This window comes from Sphingomonas morindae, assembly GCF_023822065.1.
GTDB classification, from domain to species: Bacteria; Pseudomonadota; Alphaproteobacteria; order Sphingomonadales; family Sphingomonadaceae; genus Solisphingomonas; species Solisphingomonas morindae.
Genome location: NZ_CP084930.1, coordinates 22,237 through 39,134, shown reverse-complemented (window position 1 = coordinate 39,134; position 16,898 = coordinate 22,237). Strand labels below are relative to the sequence as shown.

The window sequence follows — 16,898 nt, the reverse complement described above, 5'->3', positions numbered from 1 at the left end:
GTTACCGCTTCCCGATAGAGAGGAAGCGATGCCCAAGCCCGCGCCCGGCCTGCCCAGCCGCGAACAGATCCTGTCCTTCATCGCGAGCAGCGATCAGCCCGCCGGCAAGCGGGAGATCGCGCGCGCCTTCGGGCTGCACGGCCAGGACAAGATCAAGCTCAAGGCGCTGCTCAAGGACATGGCCGACGAGGGGCTGATCGACAGCGGACCCGGCCGCGCCTTCCACAAGCAGGGCGGCGTGCCCAAGGTGACGGTGCTGCGCATCGTCGATCTCGACGGCGATCAGCCGGTGGCGGTGCCCGAGGCCTGGCATGCCGAGGCGCTGCCGCCGCCGCGCCTGCGCGTGGTGGAGCGGGGGCGCAAGGCCAGCGCGCTGGCGGTGGGCGACCGCATCCTCGCGCGGACCGAGGAGGCCGGGCGCGGCTGGATCGCGCATCCGCTCAAGACGCTCGCCAAGGGCGAGGAGCTGGTGCTGGGCGTGCTGCACCAGGAGGGCGATCGTCTATGGCTGAAGCCGGTGGACCGCCGCGAGCGCCACGATCTGCCGGTGAGCGACGCCGGCGGCGCCGAGGCGGGCGATTTGGTGCTCGCCGAGAAGAGCGGACGGCCGCCGCGGATCAGCGCGCGCGTCACCGAGCGGCTGGGCGATCCCTTCCAGCCGCGCGGCTTCAGCCTGATCGCCATCCACAAGTTCGGCATTCCCGACCGCTTCAGCGAGACCGCGCTCGACGAGGCGCGCGAGAGCGCGGCCCGGCCGCTGGGCGAGGGGCGCGAGGATCTGCGCGACCTGCAGATCCTCGCCATCGATCCGCCCGACGCGCGCGACCATGACGATGCGATCTGGGCCGCGCCCGACGAGGATCCCGCCAATCCCGAGGGCTGGCGCGCCATCGTCGCCATCGCCGACGTGTCCTTCTATGTCCGGCCGGGCGGCGCGCTCGACCGCGAGGCGCGCAAGCGCGGCAATTCGGTGTATTTCCCCGATCGCGTCGTGCCGATGCTGCCGGAGATCCTGTCGGCCGATGTCTGCTCGCTCAACGACAGCGCGGACCGTGCCGCGCTCGCCTGCCATCTGACGATCGACCGCGAGGGCAGCATCCGCGCCTTCCGCTTCAGCCGCGCGCTGGTGCGGATCGCGGCGGTGATCCCCTATGAGGAGGCGCAGGCCGCGATCGATACCGGGGCCGGCCGCGCGCTGCCGGCGCTGCGCGCGCTCTGGGGCTGCTGGGGGGCGCTGTCGCGCGCGCGGGCGGCGCGCGAGCCGCTGGACCTCGACATGCCCGAGCGGCGCGTGATGCTGGACGAGAAGGGGCGCATCACCAGCGTCGCCCCGCGCGAGCGGCTCGACGCGCACCGGCTGGTCGAGGATTTCATGATCGCCGCCAATGTCGCGGCGGCGCGCGCGCTGGAGCAGCGCCAGGCGCCCGTGATGTACCGCATCCACGAAAGCCCGAGCCGCGAGAAGCTGGTGGCGCTGAAGGCCTATCTCGCCAGCTTCAACCTGCCGCTGGCCCTGGGCCAGGTGGTGCGACCCAAGCTGTTCAACCGCATCCTCGCCAAGGTGGCGGGCGAGCCCTTCGCCCAGGAGGTGGGGGAGCAGGTGCTGCGCAGCCAGATGCAGGCGGTGTACAGCCCGGCGCCGGTCGGCCATTTCGGGCTCGCGCTGGGCAGCTACGCCCATTTCACCTCGCCGATCCGCCGCTATGCGGATCTGCTGGTGCATCGCGCGCTGGTCGGCGCCTATCGGCTCGATCCCGCCGCCGAGGCGACGCGGCTGGCGGCGGGCGACGCCGAGCGGTTCGAGGCGATCGGCGAGGCGATCAGCCGGGCCGAGCGGCGCGCCATGGAGGCGGAGCGCGAGACGATCGATCGCTATGTCGCCGCCTTTCTCTCGACCCGCGTCGGCGAGCTGGTGGAGACGCGCATCACCGGCGTGCAGAGCTTCGGCTTCTTCGCGACGGTGGAAGGGCTGGGGGGCGACGGGCTGGTGCCCGTCTCGACCCTCGGGCTGGAGCGCTTCCATCATGACGAGGCGCAGCGCGCGCTGATCGGCGAGGAGAGCGGCGAGCGCTATGCCGTGGGCCAGCGGCTGCGCCTGCGGCTCGCCGAGGCCAATGTCGCGACCGGCGCGCTGCGCTTCGAGCTGCCCGAGGGCGCCAACCATGCCGGTCTGCCGCCACGCGGCGGCCGCGACCGGCGGCGGCCGATCGGCCGGCGCGGGCGCCCCGCCAATATCCGCCACCAGGGAAGACGATGAGCCCGTACAGCCCCGCCCCCGCCGATCTCGTCGCGCATCGCCAGCGGCGCGCGCGCATCCTCCTGTCGCTGGCGCTGGTGCTGCTGGGCCTATGGATCGTGCAGGGCTTTCTCGCCTCGCTGATCTGGGCGGCGGTGATCGCGATCGCCATCTCGCCGCTCTACGGCCGGGTGAAGAGGCGCTGGCCCAAGGCCGCCAGTGGCGCGCTCGCGCCGCTGATCGCGACCACGCTGATCGCGGCGATCGTGCTGGTGCCGATCACGGTCGGCCTGTTCCGCGCCGCCGCCGAGGCGCAGGACGCGGTGCGCTGGCTGGCCAGCGCGCGCGACAATGGCGTGCCGGTGCCGAGCTGGCTGTTCAGCCTGCCGGTGGGCAGCCAGAGCGCGGTGGCGTGGTGGCAGGTGCATCTCGCCACGCCCGAGGCGACGCGGGCGGAGCTGGCGCGCTTCGACAATGCCTATCTGATCCACCACACCCAGCTGGTGGGCAAGGGGCTGATCCATCGCTCGGTGGTGTTCGCCTTCACGCTGCTCGCGCTGTTCTTCGTGCTGCGCGACGGCGAGGCGCTGGTGGCGCAGATGCGGCGCGCCGGCACCGCGCTGTTCGGGCCCTCGGCGGAGCGGATCGGCCAGCAGGTGGTGCAATCGGTGCGCGGCACGATCGACGGGCTGGTGCTGGTGGGGATCGGCGAGGGCGCGCTGATGGTGTTCGCCTATATGGCGCTGGGCGTGCCGCACCCGATCCTGATGGGCGCGATCACCGCCGTGGCGGCGATGATCCCGTTCGGCGCGGCGCTGGTCTTCGCGGTCGCCGCCTTCATGCTGCTGGTGCAGAATGCGGTGACGAGCGCGATCCTGGTGATGGTGATCGGGCTGGCGGTGGTGGGCGTCGCCGACCATTTCGTGCGGCCGGTGCTGATCGGCGGCGCCACCCGCCTGCCCTTCCTCTGGGTGCTGATCGGCATTCTCGGCGGGGTGGAGACTTTGGGCCTGCTCGGCCTGTTCGTCGGCCCGGCGACGATGGCGGTGCTGGTGATGCTGTGGCGCGAGCTGATCGGCCACGACCTGCCCGACGCCACGCGCGACCCGGTGACCGAGCCGCTCTGACGCGGGCGCCGGCGGATCAGAGGCGCGGCAGCGTCACCCCGCGCTGGCCCATATATTTGCCGGCGCGATCGGCATAGCTCGTCTCGCACGGCGCGCTGCCCTGAAGAAAGAGGAACTGGCAGGCGCCTTCATTGGCGTAGATCTTGGCGGGCAGCGGCGTGGTGTTGGAGAATTCGAGCGTCACATGCCCCTCCCATTCGGGCTCGAGCGGGGTGACGTTGACGATGATGCCGCAGCGCGCATAGGTGGACTTGCCGAGGCAGATGACCAAGACATCGCGCGGCACGCGGAAATATTCGACCGTGCGGGCCAGCGCGAAACTGTTGGGCGGGATGATGCAGACATCGGTCTGCCGGTCGACAAAGCTGTTGCTGGCGAAATCCTTCGGATCCACCGTCGCCGAATCGACATTGGTGAAGATCTTGAATTCGTCGGCGACGCGCGCGTCATAGCCGTAGGAGGAGAGGCCGTAGCTGATGCAGCCCTCGCGCCGCTGCGCCTCGACAAAGGGTTCGATCATGCCGCGCGTGCGTGCCTGTTCGCGGATCCAGTGGTCGGGAAGTATCGCCATGGCCGCTCTGTAGAGGCTCGGGCCGGCCGGTGGAAGGCCGCTTGCACGGTAGGAGACGGGCTGCTACGTTCCCGAAACGTTCTGGGAAGGGTGAATGGTGACGGCGCAGCTTCTGGTTCCGATCCTCACGCTGCTGGCGGGGCTGCTGCTGGGCTGGCTGCTCGGCGCGCGCCCCGGCGCGACGCTGCGCGCGGAGCGCGACCGGCTCGACGAGCGGCTGCGCGACGCCGAGCGCCGGCTCGCCGCCGCCGAGGAGCGCGCCCAGGCGGCGCCGCTGCTCCGCGCCACGCTGGACGAGGTGACGCGCGAGCGCGACGCCGCGCTGCGCGCCCAGGCGGCGAGCGAGGCGGCGGCCGACGCGCAGCGCCTCGCCGCCGAGGCGCGGCTCACCGAATTGCGCGAGGCGCGCGAGGCGCTGGCGCGCCAGTTCAACGAGATTGGCGGCCAATTGCTGGGCGAGGCGCAGCGCGCCTTTCTGGAACGCGCCGACCAGCGCTTCGCCCAGGCCGACGAGAAGGCCGGCGAGAAGCTCAAGGCGCTGCTGGCGCCGGTGGAATCGACGCTCAAACGCTATGAGGAGGGGGTCGCCCGGGTCGAGAAGGAGCGGAGCGAGGCCTATGGCACGCTCACCAGCCTGATCGGCGCGATGCGCGAGGGGCAGGAGGCGGTGCGCGGCGAGGCGGCGCGGCTGGTCAATGTGTTCCGCGCCGCGCCCAAGGCGCGCGGCCGCTGGGGCGAGCAGCAGCTGCGCAACGTGCTCGAGACCTGCGGGCTGGCCGAACATACCGATTTCGAGATGGAAGTCTCGGTCGCGACCGATGAGGGGCGGCTCCGCCCCGACGCCGTGATCCGCGTGCCGCGCGGCGGCGCGCTGGTGATCGACGCCAAGGTCTCGCTCAACGCCTATCAGGATGCGTTCGACGCGGTCGACGAGGGCGAGCGCGCGCGCCATCTCGCGCTCCATGCCGCCGCCATGAAGGCGCATGTCACCGCGCTTTCGGGCAAAAGCTATTGGAGCCAGTTCGAGAGCACGCCCGAATTCGTGGTGATGTTCGTGCCCGGCGAGCATTTCCTCGCCGCCGCCACCGATTCCGACCCGACCTTGTGGGACTATGCCTTTCAGCGCCGCGTGCTGCTCGCCGCGCCGACCAATCTCGTCGCGCTGGCGCGCACCGTGGCCGGGGTCTGGCGCCAGGAGACGCTGGCGCGCGAGGCGGTGCGGATCGGCGAGCTGGGCAAGGAAATGTATGAGCGGCTGGTGGTGGCGAGCGGCCATCTCAAGCGCGTCGGCGGCGGCCTCAATTCGGCGGTCGAGAATTACAACAAGTTCCTGAGCAGCTTCGACGGGCGCGTGCTGGTGACGGCGCGGCGCTTCAAGGAGCTGAATATCGATACGGGCGGCAAGGAGATCGAGCCGGTCGTCCCGGTCGACGCGCTGGCGCGCGTGCCGATGAGCGCCGAGCTGGGCGCGGAGCCGGCGCCGGGCGCGATCGACGATGCGGGCGGGGCGCCGGCGCGCGCCCTTGCCGATGCCGATGCCGGCGCGGCGAGTGCGGGCGCGGAGCGACGGACCGAGCGCGCCGCCGCGGATTGATCCGGCGGGGGCGGGGGTGGGCTGGGCGCCACCAAGCTAGGCCGTAGACTCATAAAGCGGACGGGCCGCTACCGCTCCATTAGCGAACATCGGCGGGATCAGATGGCCAGCGACCCGCCTGGACGATCTCCGCGAGGCCAGCGATCGTGAGAGGCTGCAAGTCCAGGCCAAACCACCGCTGGATCAACCAGCCGCCGCCTGATAACAGCGCCAACGCCAATCCCCACGCCGCAATCGTTGGCCAACGCAACGCAGCGACCAATGCGCCCAACGAGCCACCACAGACGATGATCGCAGAAATACCGAGTAGCACTGCTCGCGGGCTAACGGCTTCGGCGTTGAAGAACGCTCTCCATTGGCTGCTTAGTTCTGTGAAATCTGTGCCGAACTGCTCGTGTAACGCTTGAAAAATTTGCGCAGCGTCGTCGCCATCCACGCCGAGGTCGTGTAATATCCTAGCATTAGGTGTGACTTTGCCTTCGGGCACTCCCTGTCCCTCGATCAGCAGCTTGCGTATCGTTGCTAACGGATCGTTGTTCATAACGGCATCCTACCCTCGCGGCGAACGCCTGCAATCCACCCAATGTCGGACGCTTGCCGCCAACGCCGCCGCCCCCGAAAGCGGACAGGCCGCTTACGCCCATTTGCGGACATACCGGCCCCGGGTTATGACGCGGCGATGACGGAGATTGATCCCAACCGTTTGGCCGCCGAGCTTGCAGCTGACGCAGATGTCGTTCGATCACTACGCGACAACGGCGATGTGTCGAGCGTCATCCGGCCGGTTGATGTTCGCCTAACCGGATCAAGGGAAAACGTTCGCTGCCTTGCCGATGGAATTGCAGGTCCGAATGGCGCGTGATGCAGATCGTCGCCTTGGACGATGGCGAGGTTGCGGCCGACATCCAACGCGATCAAACTACCGACACCGAAGCACTCGAAGCGTTGACCGTTGACGCACTTCGATTGGAATTGAGGTTTTCCGTTCGCTACGACGGCTGGGGGACAGTCGCAACAGCAGACTGAGTGTCCGCCGACCACCGATGTCGGACGCTTGCGGCCACCGCCGCCGCCCCCGAAAGCGGACAGGCCGCTTACGCCCATACCTCGCCATTGCCGTCGCAATCGCATGACCCCAAAAGGGGTCATCGGCAACGGGAGAGATAGCGAAATGGCATGGCAGCAATGTATGAGACTGATCGCGCTGGTTTCAGTTCCGGCTGCCAGTGCCATGGCGAGTCCGCCGCCACCTCCGCCCTCTTACGTCTTCTCTGCCAGAGAGCTCTTAAGCGACGCTGCGAACAAAGATCAGGCAAAGATCGCTGCCTTTTTCGCGAATGACGTGAGTGCGACTGTGAACGGTCAGCCTATCGCGCAAGGAAAATCCGCTTGGCTATCGTGGTGGGGAAAAGACCGTTCGAATTATTACGGCAGGACGTTGGGGTGGAGCATGGGCTGGAAAGACAACGGCGTCCTGCTCATTCTCGATCAGTTCGATACCCAGGACAATTCGACTAACCCACCGCCGCCGGGCGATCCGAGACCATCAACCCGTTCCACGCTATATCATTTCGGAACCGATGGCTTAATCCACTCCGTAGCCATCAGCGAGGTAAACTCGTTTTATTCGCCTGCAAGGTAGCTGTTCGATACGCTGGCGACAGGCGGCTAACCACCGCCCTCGCGTCCTATAGCCGCCATTCCGCTATCCACCATTTCTGGACATTCAGCGCGCGTATAGCATGGGCAAATGATCGACCTCGCAGGCAAGAGCTTCACCCCCGACAAGGCATGCATCGTGTGCTGGCACGTCATGGATGGCCGGTCCTAGCGGTCGCGCATGACGAAGATGGCGATCTCCAGTTTGCGTGCGGTGAGGGAGCGCACATCACCGCAGACTGGCATGGGATCGGGTTGGAGCACATGGACCTTCAAGAGCCAGGGCTGGGGGACATGCTCACCGTCGATGCCGGCTTTGCAGCTTTGCGCGAGAACCCCGGACGCAGCTGGGAGATCGTCTTTGTTGGGTGAGCCAACGTCGCTTCCACCCGAAAATGCCGTTCCGCCGCTTCGCGAAGGGCGGCCGTTTATGAGTTCATGACCTAGACACTGCGCGGCGGGTGGGCCGAGTGGCGGTCGTTGGTGGGATTGTCGTCAGCGCCGGCCTGGCCCGCACGGGTCCATCCGAGTTGAACTTGGCCGCCGCCTCGGCTAAGCGGCTCGGGTTCGTTCGGGCGGCCGCGTCCGGGCGCGCTTTGTCTTTGCCTGCGAGTTCAGCCGCCTCATGTTCACCTTCCTCCTCGTCGTCCATGCCATCATCGCCGCCGCGCTGGTGACGGTGATCCTGATGCAGCGCTCGGAGGGCGGGGGGCTCGGCATGGGCAGCGGGCCCTCGGGGCTGATGACCGCGCGCGGCGCCGCCGATTTCCTGAGCCGCGCCACCGCGGTGCTCGCCACCGCCTTCGTGCTGATGGCGTTCCTGCTGGCGGCGCTCGCCTCGATGCGCAACAGCGGCGGCGCGATCGACACCAGCCTCGCCGGCCAGGGCCAGGCCGGCCCGATCACCGCGCCGGCGCCGGCCGGCGCCGCGCCGGGCGCGGGCGCGATCCCGATGATGGGCGGTGCCCCCGCCGCCACGGGCGCCAATGCGCCGGTGCCGCCGGGCCCCGATCCCGTCACCGCCCAGGCGCTCCAGCCGGCGGCGGTGGGCGCGCCGCAGCAGCAGCAAAAGGCGGCCGTCCGGCCCGCGCCGCGCGCCCATACGGCGGCCGATTTCCGCACCATCGACACGGGCGCGGCGGCCAAGGGCGCGATCGGCATCGGCGGCGTGACGGCGGCGCCCAAGCCCGCCGACAAGCCCGCGCCCGCCCCGGCGGCGCCGGCGGCCGCCCCGGGCAACAGCCAATAAGGTCCGGCGCCCGTCCGGCCTCGTCCGCCGGGCGCGCGCGCTCCATTCGTCGGCCGCGCGGCACAAGCTTCGCCGGCGGCTGAGTCGCGCGCTTGCCCTTTCCCGATTCCTCCCGCTAAGGCCCGACTCCCATGGCGCGGTTCATCTTCATCACCGGCGGCGTGGTCTCCTCGCTTGGCAAAGGTCTCATGGCGGCGTCGCTCGCGGCGCTGCTCCAGGCGCGGGGCTACAAGGTCCGCATTCGCAAATTCGACCCCTATCTCAACGTCGATCCGGGGACGATGAGCCCCTATCAGCATGGCGAGGTGTACGTCACCGACGATGGCGCCGAGACCGACCTCGATCTCGGCCATTATGAGCGCTTCACGGGCGTGCCCTCGCGCCAGTCGGACAATGTCACCTCGGGGCGGATCTACAGCCAGATCATCGCCAAGGAGCGGCGCGGCGATTATCTCGGCGCCACGGTGCAGGTGATCCCGCACGTCACCGACGCGATCAAGGCCTTCGCGCGCGCCGATACCGAGGATCTGGATTTCGTGCTGTGCGAGATCGGCGGCACGGTGGGCGATATCGAGAGCCTGCCCTTCATGGAGGCGATCCGCCAGCTGCGGAACGATCTCGGCCGCAACCAGTCGATCTTCGTCCACCTCACTCTGGTGCCCTATATCGCCGCCGCCGGCGAGCTGAAGACCAAGCCGACCCAGCATTCGGTGCGCGATCTCACCGCGCTCGGCATCCAGCCCGACGTGCTGGTGTGCCGCTGCGAGCAGCCGCTGCCGCAATCCGAGCGCGCCAAGATCGCGCTGTTCTGCAATGTGCGGCCCGAGGCGGTGATCCCGGCGCTCGACGCCAGCACCATCTATGGCGTGCCGGCGCAATATCATGCCGAGGGGCTGGACGCGGAGGTGCTGCGCGCCTTCGACATCGATCCCGATCGCTCGCGTCCCGATCTCGCGCGCTGGACCGAGATCGAGAGCCGGCTCGCCAATCCCGAGGGCGAGGTGACGATCGGCGTCGTCGGCAAATATACCGGCATGAAGGATGCCTATAAGTCGCTCCAGGAAGCGCTGGTGCATGGCGGCATCGCCAATCGCGTGAAGGTGCATATCCGCTGGCTCGACGCCGAGCTGTTCGAGGGGCCCGAGGCCGATCTCGCGCGCCAGCTGGAGCCGATGCACGGCATTCTCGTGCCGGGCGGCTTCGGCGAGCGCGGCTCGGAGGGCAAGATTTCGAGCGTGCGCTTCGCGCGCGAGCGGCGCGTGCCCTTTTTCGGCATCTGCCTCGGCATGCAGATGGCCTGCATCGAAGGCGCGCGCAACACGGCGGGGATCGCCGCGGCCTCGACCACCGAATTCGGCCCGACCGAGGAGCCGGTGGTGGGGCTGATCACCGAATGGATGACGGCGGAAGGGCTGCAGCGGCGCGAGGCCGGCGGCGATCTTGGCGGCACGATGCGGCTGGGCGCCTATCCCGCGCGGCTGACGGGCAACAGCCATGTCGCGGCCATCTATGGCGGCCAGGATATCTCGGAGCGGCACCGCCACCGCTACGAGGTGAACGTCCATTATCGCGAGGCGCTGGAGCAGGGCGGGCTGGTCTTTTCCGGCCTGTCGCCCGACGGCACGCTGCCCGAGATCGTCGAGCGGCCGGACCATCCCTGGTTCGTGGGCGTGCAGTTCCACCCCGAGCTGAAGTCCAAGCCCTTCGATCCGCATCCGCTGTTCGCGAGCTTCATCGAGGCGGCGGTGCGGCATTCGCGCCTGATGTAAGGCCGTCCCGGCCTCGCGCGCGCGGGTGCGGGCGGCGGGGCCGGACGGCGTGGGCCTCAGCTTTGGGCGGGGGGCGGCTCGCTCGGCTGGGCGGGCGGATCGGCGGGGGTGACGATCGGCGGATCGACGGGCGTGGGCACGGGTTCGTCGATGGGCAGATCGACGGGATCGGACGGGGGTTGGGTGGCCATGACGGGTCTCCTTCGCGCGCTCAACGCATGACGCGGCGAAAGGGGCGGCGGCCGGTCGCGGCGCCGGTGCACCGGTGCCCGCGCGTGCTTTGTGCCATACCGTATTGCGCGACAGGAGGGGCCGGGTGGTGGCGCACCGGGCGGGCGCGGGCGGACCTGGCCCCAAACGCCGAACGCCCGGGCCTTGCGACCCGGGCGCCCGCGTGACGATCGCTCGTCAGCCCCCATTTTCGGCGCCGTCCCGGTGCTGCCCCCCTAGCAGTCTCCCGGGCGTCGCCCTCCCCGAACCGCGGCCTCGAAACCATCGTTCGTGCATTCCGTGTAATCGCCGTTACGGTTCATTTCCACTGGATTTCATGCGCGCCATCCAAATCAGCTGAAGCTGTGATGAATGCGCAACACCGGCGGCGAGGTTGCGTGCGGCGCGCCATGGCCATAGGAGCAGGCATGTTCCCGCGCCGCGCGCGCCAACCCGGATTGTCCATGCGCCTGTCCCGCTATCTTCTGCCCGTCTCCAAGGAGAGCCCCGCGGACGCGCAGATCGTCAGCCACAAATTGATGCTGCGCGCCGGGCTGGTGCGGCAGACCGCGGCCGGCATCTATGCCTGGCTGCCGCTGGGGCTGCGCGTGCTGCGCAAGATCGAGCGGATCGTGCGCGAGGAGCAGGATCGCGCGGGCGCGGTGGAATTGCTGATGCCCACGCTGCAATCCGCCGAGCTGTGGCGCGAGAGCGGCCGCTATGACGCCTATGGCCCGGAGATGCTGCGCATCCGTGACCGGCACGAGCGCGAGATGCTGTACGGGCCGACCAATGAGGAGATGGTGACGGCGCTGTTCCGCGACGCCGCGCGCTCCTATCGCGATCTGCCGCGCATCCTCTACCATATCCAGTGGAAGTTCCGCGACGAGGTGCGGCCGCGCTTTGGCGTGATGCGCGGGCGCGAGTTCCTGATGAAGGACGCCTATAGCTTCGATCTCGACGAAGCCGGGGCGCGGCACAGCTACAACCGCATGTTCGTCGCCTATCTCAACACCTTCGCGCGGATGGGCCTGCGCGCCATTCCGATGCAGGCGGATACCGGCCCGATCGGCGGCGATCTCAGCCACGAATTCATCGTGCTCGCCCCCACCGGCGAGAGCGACGTCTTCTACCACAGCAACTGGGAGCGGCCGGCGGCGCTGTCCGCGGTCGATTTCGAGGATGTCGGGGGATTGCAGGCGATCGTCTCGAGCTACACCGCCGATTATGCCGCCACCGACGAGAAGCGCGACCCCGCCCGCGAGGCCGAGGCGGGCGCGGCGCTGCGCCAGTCGCGGGGTGTCGAGGTGGGGCATATCTTCTATTTCGGCACCAAATATTCGGCGGCGATGAAGCTGAGCGTGCAGGCGCGCGACGGATCGGACGTGGTGCCGCACATGGGCAGCTATGGCATCGGCGTCTCGCGGCTGGTCGGCGCGATCATCGAGGCCAGCCATGACGAGGCGGGGATCATCTGGCCGGATGCGGTGGCGCCCTATCGGGTGGGGCTGATCACGCTGCGCGCCGACGATCCCGGCTGCGTCGCGCTCGCCGAGGATCTCTATGCGCGGCTCACCGCGGCGGGGATCGAGACGCTGTACGACGATCGCGACGAGCGCGGCGGCGCCAAGTTCGCGACCATGGATCTGATCGGCCTGCCCTGGCAGATCGTGATCGGCCCCAAGGGCGTGGCGCGCGGCGTGGTGGAGGTGAAGCGCCGCGCCACGGGCGAGAAGCAGGAGCTCTCCCCCGAGGAGGCGCTGGCGCGGGTGTCCGGCCGGTGATCCTCAACCGCTATGAGCGGATGGTGGCCAAGCGCTACCTTCTGCCCGGCCGCGGCGAGGCCTTCATCTTCCTCGTCGCCTCGATCAGCCTGGTGGCGGTGGCGCTGGGCGTCGCCGCGCTGATCGTGGTGATGAGCGTGATGAACGGCTTTCGCGCCGAGCTGTTCGACAAGATCGTGGGGCTCAACGGCCATGCCGTGATCCAGGGCTATGCGGGGCAGGGGCTGCGCGACTGGCGCGACCTGGTGCGCGAGGCGCAGCGCACGCCGGGCGTGACCTCGGCGATCCCGCTGGTCGAGCAGCCGCTGGCGGCGACGGTGGAGGGCCGGGTGGAGCCGGTGCTGGTGCGCGGCATGCGGCTGCCCGACATGCGCGACGCGATCGGCCGGCTCGTCAAGCAGGGCAGCCTCGCGGCGGTGACGCCGGGCTCCAACCGGGTGGCGATCGGCTCGGGCCTCGCCCAGGCGCTGGGCCTGACCGTGGGCGACAGCCTCAGCGTCGTCAATCTTTCGGGCCAGGCGACGCCGTTCGGCACCGCGCCGCGGATCGTGAACTATGAGGTGGGCGCGATCTTCGAGATCGGCATCTTCGATTTCGACAAGGCCTATGTGGTGATGCCGCTGGGCGACGCACAGCAATTGCTGCTGCTGGGCGATGCGGTGGGGATGATCGAACTCCGCACCAGCAATCCGGACCGCGTGGGGCAGATCCTCGCGCCGCTCGCGCCCAAGGTGGCGGGCCATGGCGTGCTGGTGGACTGGCGGCAGATGAACGCCTCGCTCTTCCAGGCGCTGGCGGTGGAGCGCGTGACCATGTTCGTGGTGCTCTCCATCATCATCCTGGTCGCGGTGTTCAACATCCTCTCGTCGCTGATCATGCTGGTGCGCGCCAAGACGCGCGACATCGCGATTTTGCGCACCATGGGTGCGAGCCGGGGGGCGCTGATCCGCATCTTCATGACGGTGGGGGTGACGATCGGCGTGCTGGGCATCGGGGCGGGCGCGGTTCTTGCCACCATCTTCCTCTATTTCCGGCAGAATGTGGTGGATGTGGTGCAGGCGATCACGGGCGAGGACCTGTGGGATCCCTCGATCCGCGTGCTCACCACCTTGCCCTCGCGCGTCGATCCCGTCGAGGTGACGGCGATCGTGGTGATGACTTTGGTGTTCGCCTTCCTCGCCACCCTCTATCCCGCGCTCAAGGCGGCGAGCACCGATCCGGTGCAGGTGCTGCGCTATGAATGAGGTGCTGGCCGTCGCCGGGCTGACGCGCTCCTATGCGCAGGCGGGCACGGTGATCGACGTGCTGCGCGGCGTCGACCTCGCCGTCGCGCCGGGCGAGATCGTCGCGCTGCTGGGCGCCTCGGGCTCGGGCAAATCGACCATGTTGCAGGCGATCGGGCTGCTCGAGGGCGGCTTCGAGGGATCGATCCGGATCGCGGGCGAGGAGGTGGCGCAGCTCGATGCCTTTGGCCGCACGCGGGTGCGCCGCGAGCGGCTCGGCTTCGTCTACCAATTCCATCATCTCCTGCCGGATTTCACCGCCGAGGAGAATGTGGTGCTGCCGCAGCTGATCGCCGGCGCGCGGCCCGAGCCGGCGCTGGCCCGCGCCCGCGGCCTGCTCGGCACGCTCGGCCTGGCGGGCCGGCTGGACCATCGGCCCAGCAAATTGTCGGGCGGCGAGCAGCAGCGCGTGGCCGTGGCGCGCGCGCTCGCCAACCGGCCGATGCTGGTGCTGGCGGACGAGCCGACCGGCAATCTCGACGAGGCGACCGCCGACAAGGTGCTGGGCGAATTTCTGCGGCTGGTGCGCGGCGAAGGCTCGGCCGCGCTGGTGGCGACGCACAATGAGCGGCTCGCCGCCCGCATGGATCGCGTGGTGCGGCTGCACGAGGGCCGGCTGGCGCTGCTGTGACGCGGCGGCAGCGGGCGAAAAGAAAGGCCGGGTGTCGCCACCCGGCCTTTTTCATGCCGCGATCGGACGCGGATCAGACCTTGACCTTGGTGCCCTTGGCCTTGCCCTTGCCGCCGCGCGGGGCGGCCGGGGTGATCTCGAAGGCGAGCGCGTCGTCCTTGAGCTTGACCCGCACCTCGCCACCATGGACGAGCTTGCCGAAGAGCAGTTCCTCCGCGAGCGGCTGCTTGATCTTCTCCTGGATGAGCCGGCCCATGGGGCGCGCGCCATAGAGCTTGTCATAGCCCTTGGTGGTCAGCCAGTCGCGCGCCTCCTCCTCGAGCACGATGTGCACGTCGCGATCGGCGAGCTGCAGTTCGAGCTGGAGCACGAACTTGTCGACGACGCGGGCGACGACCTGCGTCGGCAGATAGCCGAAGGGCACGATGGCATCGAGCCGGTTGCGGAATTCCGGCGTGAACATCTTCTTCACCGCTTCCTCATCCTCGCCCTCGCGGGTGAGGGTGCCGAAGCCGACCGTTTCGCGCGCCATGTCCGAGGCGCCGGCATTGGTCGTCATGATGAGGATGGTGTTGCGGAAATCCACCGTCTTGCCGTGGTGATCGGTGAGCTTCCCATTGTCCATCACCTGCAGGAGGATGTTGAACAGATCGGGATGCGCCTTCTCGATCTCGTCGAGCAGCAGCACCGAATGCGGGTTCTGATCGACCGCGTCGGTGAGCAGGCCGCCCTGATCATAGCCGACATAGCCCGGAGGCGCGCCGATCAGCCGGCTGACCGAGTGGCGCTCCATATATTCCGACATGTCGAACCGCTGGAGCGGAATGCCCAGGATCTCCGCGAGCTGCCGGGCCACCTCCGTCTTGCCGACGCCGGTGGGGCCGGAGAAGAGATAGTTGCCGATCGGCTTGTTGGGCTCGCGCAGGCCGGCGCGGCTGAGCTTGATCGCCGAGGACAGCACCTCGATCGCCTTATCCTGGCCGAACACGACGCGCTTGAGATCGGTCTCGAGCGTTTCGAGCACCTTCTTGTCGTCGCTGGACACGGATTTCGGCGGGATGCGCGCCATGGTGGCGATCACCGCCTCCACCTCGCGCGTGCCGATCACCTTGCGGCGACGATTTTCGGGCAGCAGCATCTGCATCGCCCCGGCCTCGTCGATCACGTCGATCGCCTTGTCGGGCAGCTTGCGATCGTTGATGTAGCGCGCCGACAGCTCGACCGCCGACTTGATCGCGTCGCTGGTATATTTGATGTGGTGATGCGCCTCGAAGGACGGCCGCAGGCCGGTGACGATCTTGATCGTGTCCTCGACCGAGGGCTCGTTCACGTCGATCTTCTGGAAGCGCCGGAGCAGCGCCCGGTCCTTCTCGAAATGGTTGCGGAATTCCTTGTAGGTGGTGGAGCCGATGCAGCGGATCTGGCCGCCCGACAGCGCCGGCTTGAGCAGGTTGGACGCATCCATCGCGCCGCCCGAGGTGGCGCCCGCGCCGATCACCGTGTGGATCTCGTCGATGAAGAGCACCGCGTGCGGCAGCTTCTCAAGCTCGGACACGACCTGCTTCAGCCGCTCCTCGAAATCGCCGCGATAGCGGGTGCCGGCGAGCAGCGCCCCCATGTCGAGCGAGTAGATCACGGCTTCCTTGAGGACTTCGGGCACCTCGCCATGGATGATCTTGCGCGCCAGGCCCTCGGCGATCGCCGTCTTGCCGACGCCCGGATCGCCCACATAGAGCGGGTTGTTCTTGGAGCGGCGGCACAGGATCTGGATGGTGCGATCCACCTCGGCGGTGCGGCCGATCAGCGGATCGACCTTGCCGTCCTTGGCCTTGTCGTTGAGATTGACCGTGAACTGCTTGAGAGCGCTGTCGCCCTTCGACTTGGCGTCGGACTTCTGCTGCTTCTCTTCCTCCTGCCCTTTCACCTCGCGCGCCTCCTGCGGCTGGCCGCCCTTACCGATGCCATGGCTGATGAAGCTGACGGCATCGAGCCTCGTCATATCCTGCTGCTGCAGGAAATAGACCGCATAGCTTTCCCGCTCCGAGAAGAGCGCGACGAGCACGTTGGCGCCCGTCACCTCCTCGCGGCCGGAGGATTGCACATGCAGGATGGCGCGCTGGATCACGCGCTGGAAACCGCTGGTGGGGGAGGGATCCGTCTCGGCGTCGGTCTTCAACGCATCGAGTTCGGAATCGAGATAGGTGGTTACCGCGTCGCGCAGCTCGCTCAGCTCCACGCCGCAGCCGGCCATCACCTGCGCGGCATGCTCGTCCCCGATCAGCGCGAGGAGCAGATGCTCCAGCGTCGCATATTCGTGGCGGCGCGCGCTGGCGGCGCCGAGCGCGTTGTGCAGGGTGGTCTCCAGCTCACGGGCGAATGAAGGCATGTATCAACTCCTAGGCACATGGCCGACCGGATGGGCCCTGCGCCCGACCAATGTCGGGTCGCCCGCCCGTCCGATCAAGGTTGCCCGCCCGGCGTCCGGCTCGAAGCGTCTGCCGCGCGCCGAGCGGGCTATCCTCATCTCCGGAATAAAGCGTCTGCGGTTGCGCGGGTATTAACGGCGTGTTCGACTTGGGTGGTAGTACGCGCCACTTCGGCCTGCAGGGCGGCGATCCGCGCGTGCAATTCCTCTACGGAAAGCAGCCCGAGATCCTGGCTCGCGAGCAGCGCGAGCGGATCGTGGCGGGCGCGGGGAAGGCTGTCGTCACCGTCCATCGGGTTATGGTTGACCGCCCGGAGCGGCCTGTCAATAAGGCGCTGCGCCGGCGCGTATAAGATTGGG

The 16,898-nt window shown here is 68.5% G+C and carries 15 protein-coding genes and 1 pseudogene; 11 read left to right on the top strand and 5 right to left on the bottom strand.

Annotated elements, in window-relative coordinates; translation table 11 throughout:
• The first annotated feature begins 28 nt into the window (after positions 1 to 28).
• Positions 29 to 2,257 (top strand): ribonuclease R family protein, encoded by a 2,229-nt coding sequence (locus LHA26_RS00200; RefSeq protein ID WP_252166753.1) that lies wholly within the window; start codon positions 29 to 31, stop codon positions 2,255 to 2,257.
• Entirely contained in the window at positions 2,254 to 3,363 is a 1,110-nt protein-coding gene (locus tag LHA26_RS00195; RefSeq protein ID WP_252166752.1) for an AI-2E family transporter, read from the top strand. Before LHA26_RS00200 ends, LHA26_RS00195 begins: the two co-directional genes overlap by 4 nt.
• 16 nt (positions 3,364 to 3,379) lie before the next feature.
• Here the strand turns inward: LHA26_RS00195 and dcd are convergent, their stop codons facing one another.
• The gene (dcd, locus tag LHA26_RS00190; protein ID WP_252166751.1) at positions 3,380 to 3,934 is read right to left on the bottom strand and encodes a dCTP deaminase; all 555 of its coding nucleotides are present in this window, start codon (positions 3,932 to 3,934) and stop codon (positions 3,380 to 3,382) included.
• A 94-nt stretch (positions 3,935 to 4,028) separates the two neighbouring features.
• On the opposite strand from dcd, the gene LHA26_RS00185 reads away from it, so the two are divergent.
• Positions 4,029 to 5,528: a DNA recombination protein RmuC gene (locus tag LHA26_RS00185; RefSeq protein WP_252166750.1), complete on the top strand. Its 1,500-nt coding sequence runs from the start codon at positions 4,029 to 4,031 to the stop codon at positions 5,526 to 5,528.
• 79 nt (positions 5,529 to 5,607) lie between these two features.
• Here the strand turns inward: LHA26_RS00185 and LHA26_RS00180 are convergent, their stop codons facing one another.
• A complete protein-coding gene (locus tag LHA26_RS00180; RefSeq protein ID WP_252166749.1) occupies positions 5,608 to 6,069 on the bottom strand; it encodes an acyl carrier protein in 462 nt (153 codons plus the stop codon).
• Positions 6,070 to 6,207: 138 nt separating this feature from the next.
• Between LHA26_RS00180 and LHA26_RS00175 the strand changes: the two genes are divergently transcribed.
• From LHA26_RS00175 to pyrG, 5 genes and pseudogenes are all read left to right on the top strand, one after another.
• Entirely contained in the window at positions 6,208 to 6,390 is a 183-nt protein-coding gene (locus LHA26_RS00175; RefSeq protein ID WP_252166748.1) for a hypothetical protein, read from the top strand.
• Positions 6,390 to 6,554 carry a ribonuclease E inhibitor RraB gene (locus LHA26_RS00170; protein ID WP_252166747.1) on the top strand — a complete coding sequence of 55 codons (165 nt, stop codon included), beginning with the start codon at positions 6,390 to 6,392 and terminating at the stop codon, positions 6,552 to 6,554. The genes LHA26_RS00175 and LHA26_RS00170 overlap by 1 nt, the downstream gene beginning before the upstream one ends.
• A 163-nt stretch (positions 6,555 to 6,717) precedes the next feature.
• Positions 6,718 to 7,170 carry a hypothetical protein gene (locus tag LHA26_RS00165; RefSeq protein ID WP_252166746.1) on the top strand — a complete coding sequence of 151 codons (453 nt, stop codon included), beginning with the start codon at positions 6,718 to 6,720 and terminating at the stop codon, positions 7,168 to 7,170.
• A 642-nt stretch (positions 7,171 to 7,812) separates the two neighbouring features.
• Positions 7,813 to 8,172, top strand: a pseudogene (gene secG / locus LHA26_RS00160) (preprotein translocase subunit SecG); the annotation flags it as partial.
• Between the two features lie 395 nt (positions 8,173 to 8,567).
• Complete coding sequence (gene pyrG / locus LHA26_RS00155; protein WP_252166745.1) at positions 8,568 to 10,205, top strand: CTP synthase; 1,638 nt, start codon at positions 8,568 to 8,570, stop codon at positions 10,203 to 10,205.
• Positions 10,206 to 10,261: 56 nt separating this feature from the next.
• On the opposite strand, the gene LHA26_RS19985 is transcribed toward pyrG, so the two are convergent.
• On the bottom strand, positions 10,262 to 10,396 hold the full coding sequence (locus tag LHA26_RS19985) for a hypothetical protein (RefSeq protein WP_302898027.1): 135 nt from the start codon (positions 10,394 to 10,396) through the stop codon (positions 10,262 to 10,264).
• Between the two features lie 483 nt (positions 10,397 to 10,879).
• On the opposite strand from LHA26_RS19985, the gene proS reads away from it, so the two are divergent.
• The 3 genes from proS to LHA26_RS00140 are packed head-to-tail and all read left to right on the top strand — an operon-like array spanning position 10,880 to position 14,113.
• Complete coding sequence (gene proS, locus LHA26_RS00150; RefSeq protein WP_252166744.1) at positions 10,880 to 12,199, top strand: proline--tRNA ligase; 1,320 nt, start codon at positions 10,880 to 10,882, stop codon at positions 12,197 to 12,199.
• Positions 12,196 to 13,443 carry a lipoprotein-releasing ABC transporter permease subunit gene (locus LHA26_RS00145; protein ID WP_252166743.1) on the top strand — a complete coding sequence of 416 codons (1,248 nt, stop codon included), beginning with the start codon at positions 12,196 to 12,198 and terminating at the stop codon, positions 13,441 to 13,443. Before proS ends, LHA26_RS00145 begins: the two co-directional genes overlap by 4 nt.
• A complete protein-coding gene (locus LHA26_RS00140; RefSeq protein ID WP_252166742.1) occupies positions 13,436 to 14,113 on the top strand; it encodes an ABC transporter ATP-binding protein in 678 nt (225 codons plus the stop codon). The genes LHA26_RS00145 and LHA26_RS00140 overlap by 8 nt, the downstream gene beginning before the upstream one ends.
• A gap of 73 nt (positions 14,114 to 14,186) precedes the next feature.
• On the opposite strand, the gene clpA is transcribed toward LHA26_RS00140, so the two are convergent.
• Positions 14,187 to 16,499 (bottom strand): ATP-dependent Clp protease ATP-binding subunit ClpA, encoded by a 2,313-nt coding sequence (gene clpA, locus LHA26_RS00135; protein ID WP_252166741.1) that lies wholly within the window; start codon positions 16,497 to 16,499, stop codon positions 14,187 to 14,189.
• Positions 16,500 to 16,633: 134 nt separating this feature from the next.
• A complete protein-coding gene (locus LHA26_RS00130; RefSeq protein ID WP_252166740.1) occupies positions 16,634 to 16,831 on the bottom strand; it encodes a DUF1192 domain-containing protein in 198 nt (65 codons plus the stop codon).
• Between the last annotated feature and the right edge of the window lie 67 nt (positions 16,832 to 16,898).

Coding starts and splice junctions, on each gene's coding strand:
- pyrG (WP_252166745.1), top strand. CDS start 8,568: ATGGCGCGGTTCATCTTCATCACCGGCGGCGTGGTCTCCTCGCTTGGC.
- LHA26_RS00165 (WP_252166746.1), top strand. CDS start 6,718: ATGAGACTGATCGCGCTGGTTTCAGTTCCGGCTGCCAGTGCCATGGCG.
- clpA (WP_252166741.1), bottom strand. CDS start 16,499: ATGCCTTCATTCGCCCGTGAGCTGGAGACCACCCTGCACAACGCGCTC.
- LHA26_RS00170 (WP_252166747.1), top strand. CDS start 6,390: ATGCAGATCGTCGCCTTGGACGATGGCGAGGTTGCGGCCGACATCCAA.
- LHA26_RS00200 (WP_252166753.1), top strand. CDS start 29: ATGCCCAAGCCCGCGCCCGGCCTGCCCAGCCGCGAACAGATCCTGTCC.
- LHA26_RS00180 (WP_252166749.1), bottom strand. CDS start 6,069: ATGAACAACGATCCGTTAGCAACGATACGCAAGCTGCTGATCGAGGGA.
- dcd (WP_252166751.1), bottom strand. CDS start 3,934: ATGGCGATACTTCCCGACCACTGGATCCGCGAACAGGCACGCACGCGC.
- LHA26_RS19985 (WP_302898027.1), bottom strand. CDS start 10,396: ATGGCCACCCAACCCCCGTCCGATCCCGTCGATCTGCCCATCGACGAA.
- LHA26_RS00185 (WP_252166750.1), top strand. CDS start 4,029: ATGGTGACGGCGCAGCTTCTGGTTCCGATCCTCACGCTGCTGGCGGGG.
- LHA26_RS00175 (WP_252166748.1), top strand. CDS start 6,208: ATGACGGAGATTGATCCCAACCGTTTGGCCGCCGAGCTTGCAGCTGAC.
- LHA26_RS00140 (WP_252166742.1), top strand. CDS start 13,436: ATGAATGAGGTGCTGGCCGTCGCCGGGCTGACGCGCTCCTATGCGCAG.
- LHA26_RS00130 (WP_252166740.1), bottom strand. CDS start 16,831: ATGGACGGTGACGACAGCCTTCCCCGCGCCCGCCACGATCCGCTCGCG.
- LHA26_RS00195 (WP_252166752.1), top strand. CDS start 2,254: ATGAGCCCGTACAGCCCCGCCCCCGCCGATCTCGTCGCGCATCGCCAG.
- proS (WP_252166744.1), top strand. CDS start 10,880: ATGCGCCTGTCCCGCTATCTTCTGCCCGTCTCCAAGGAGAGCCCCGCG.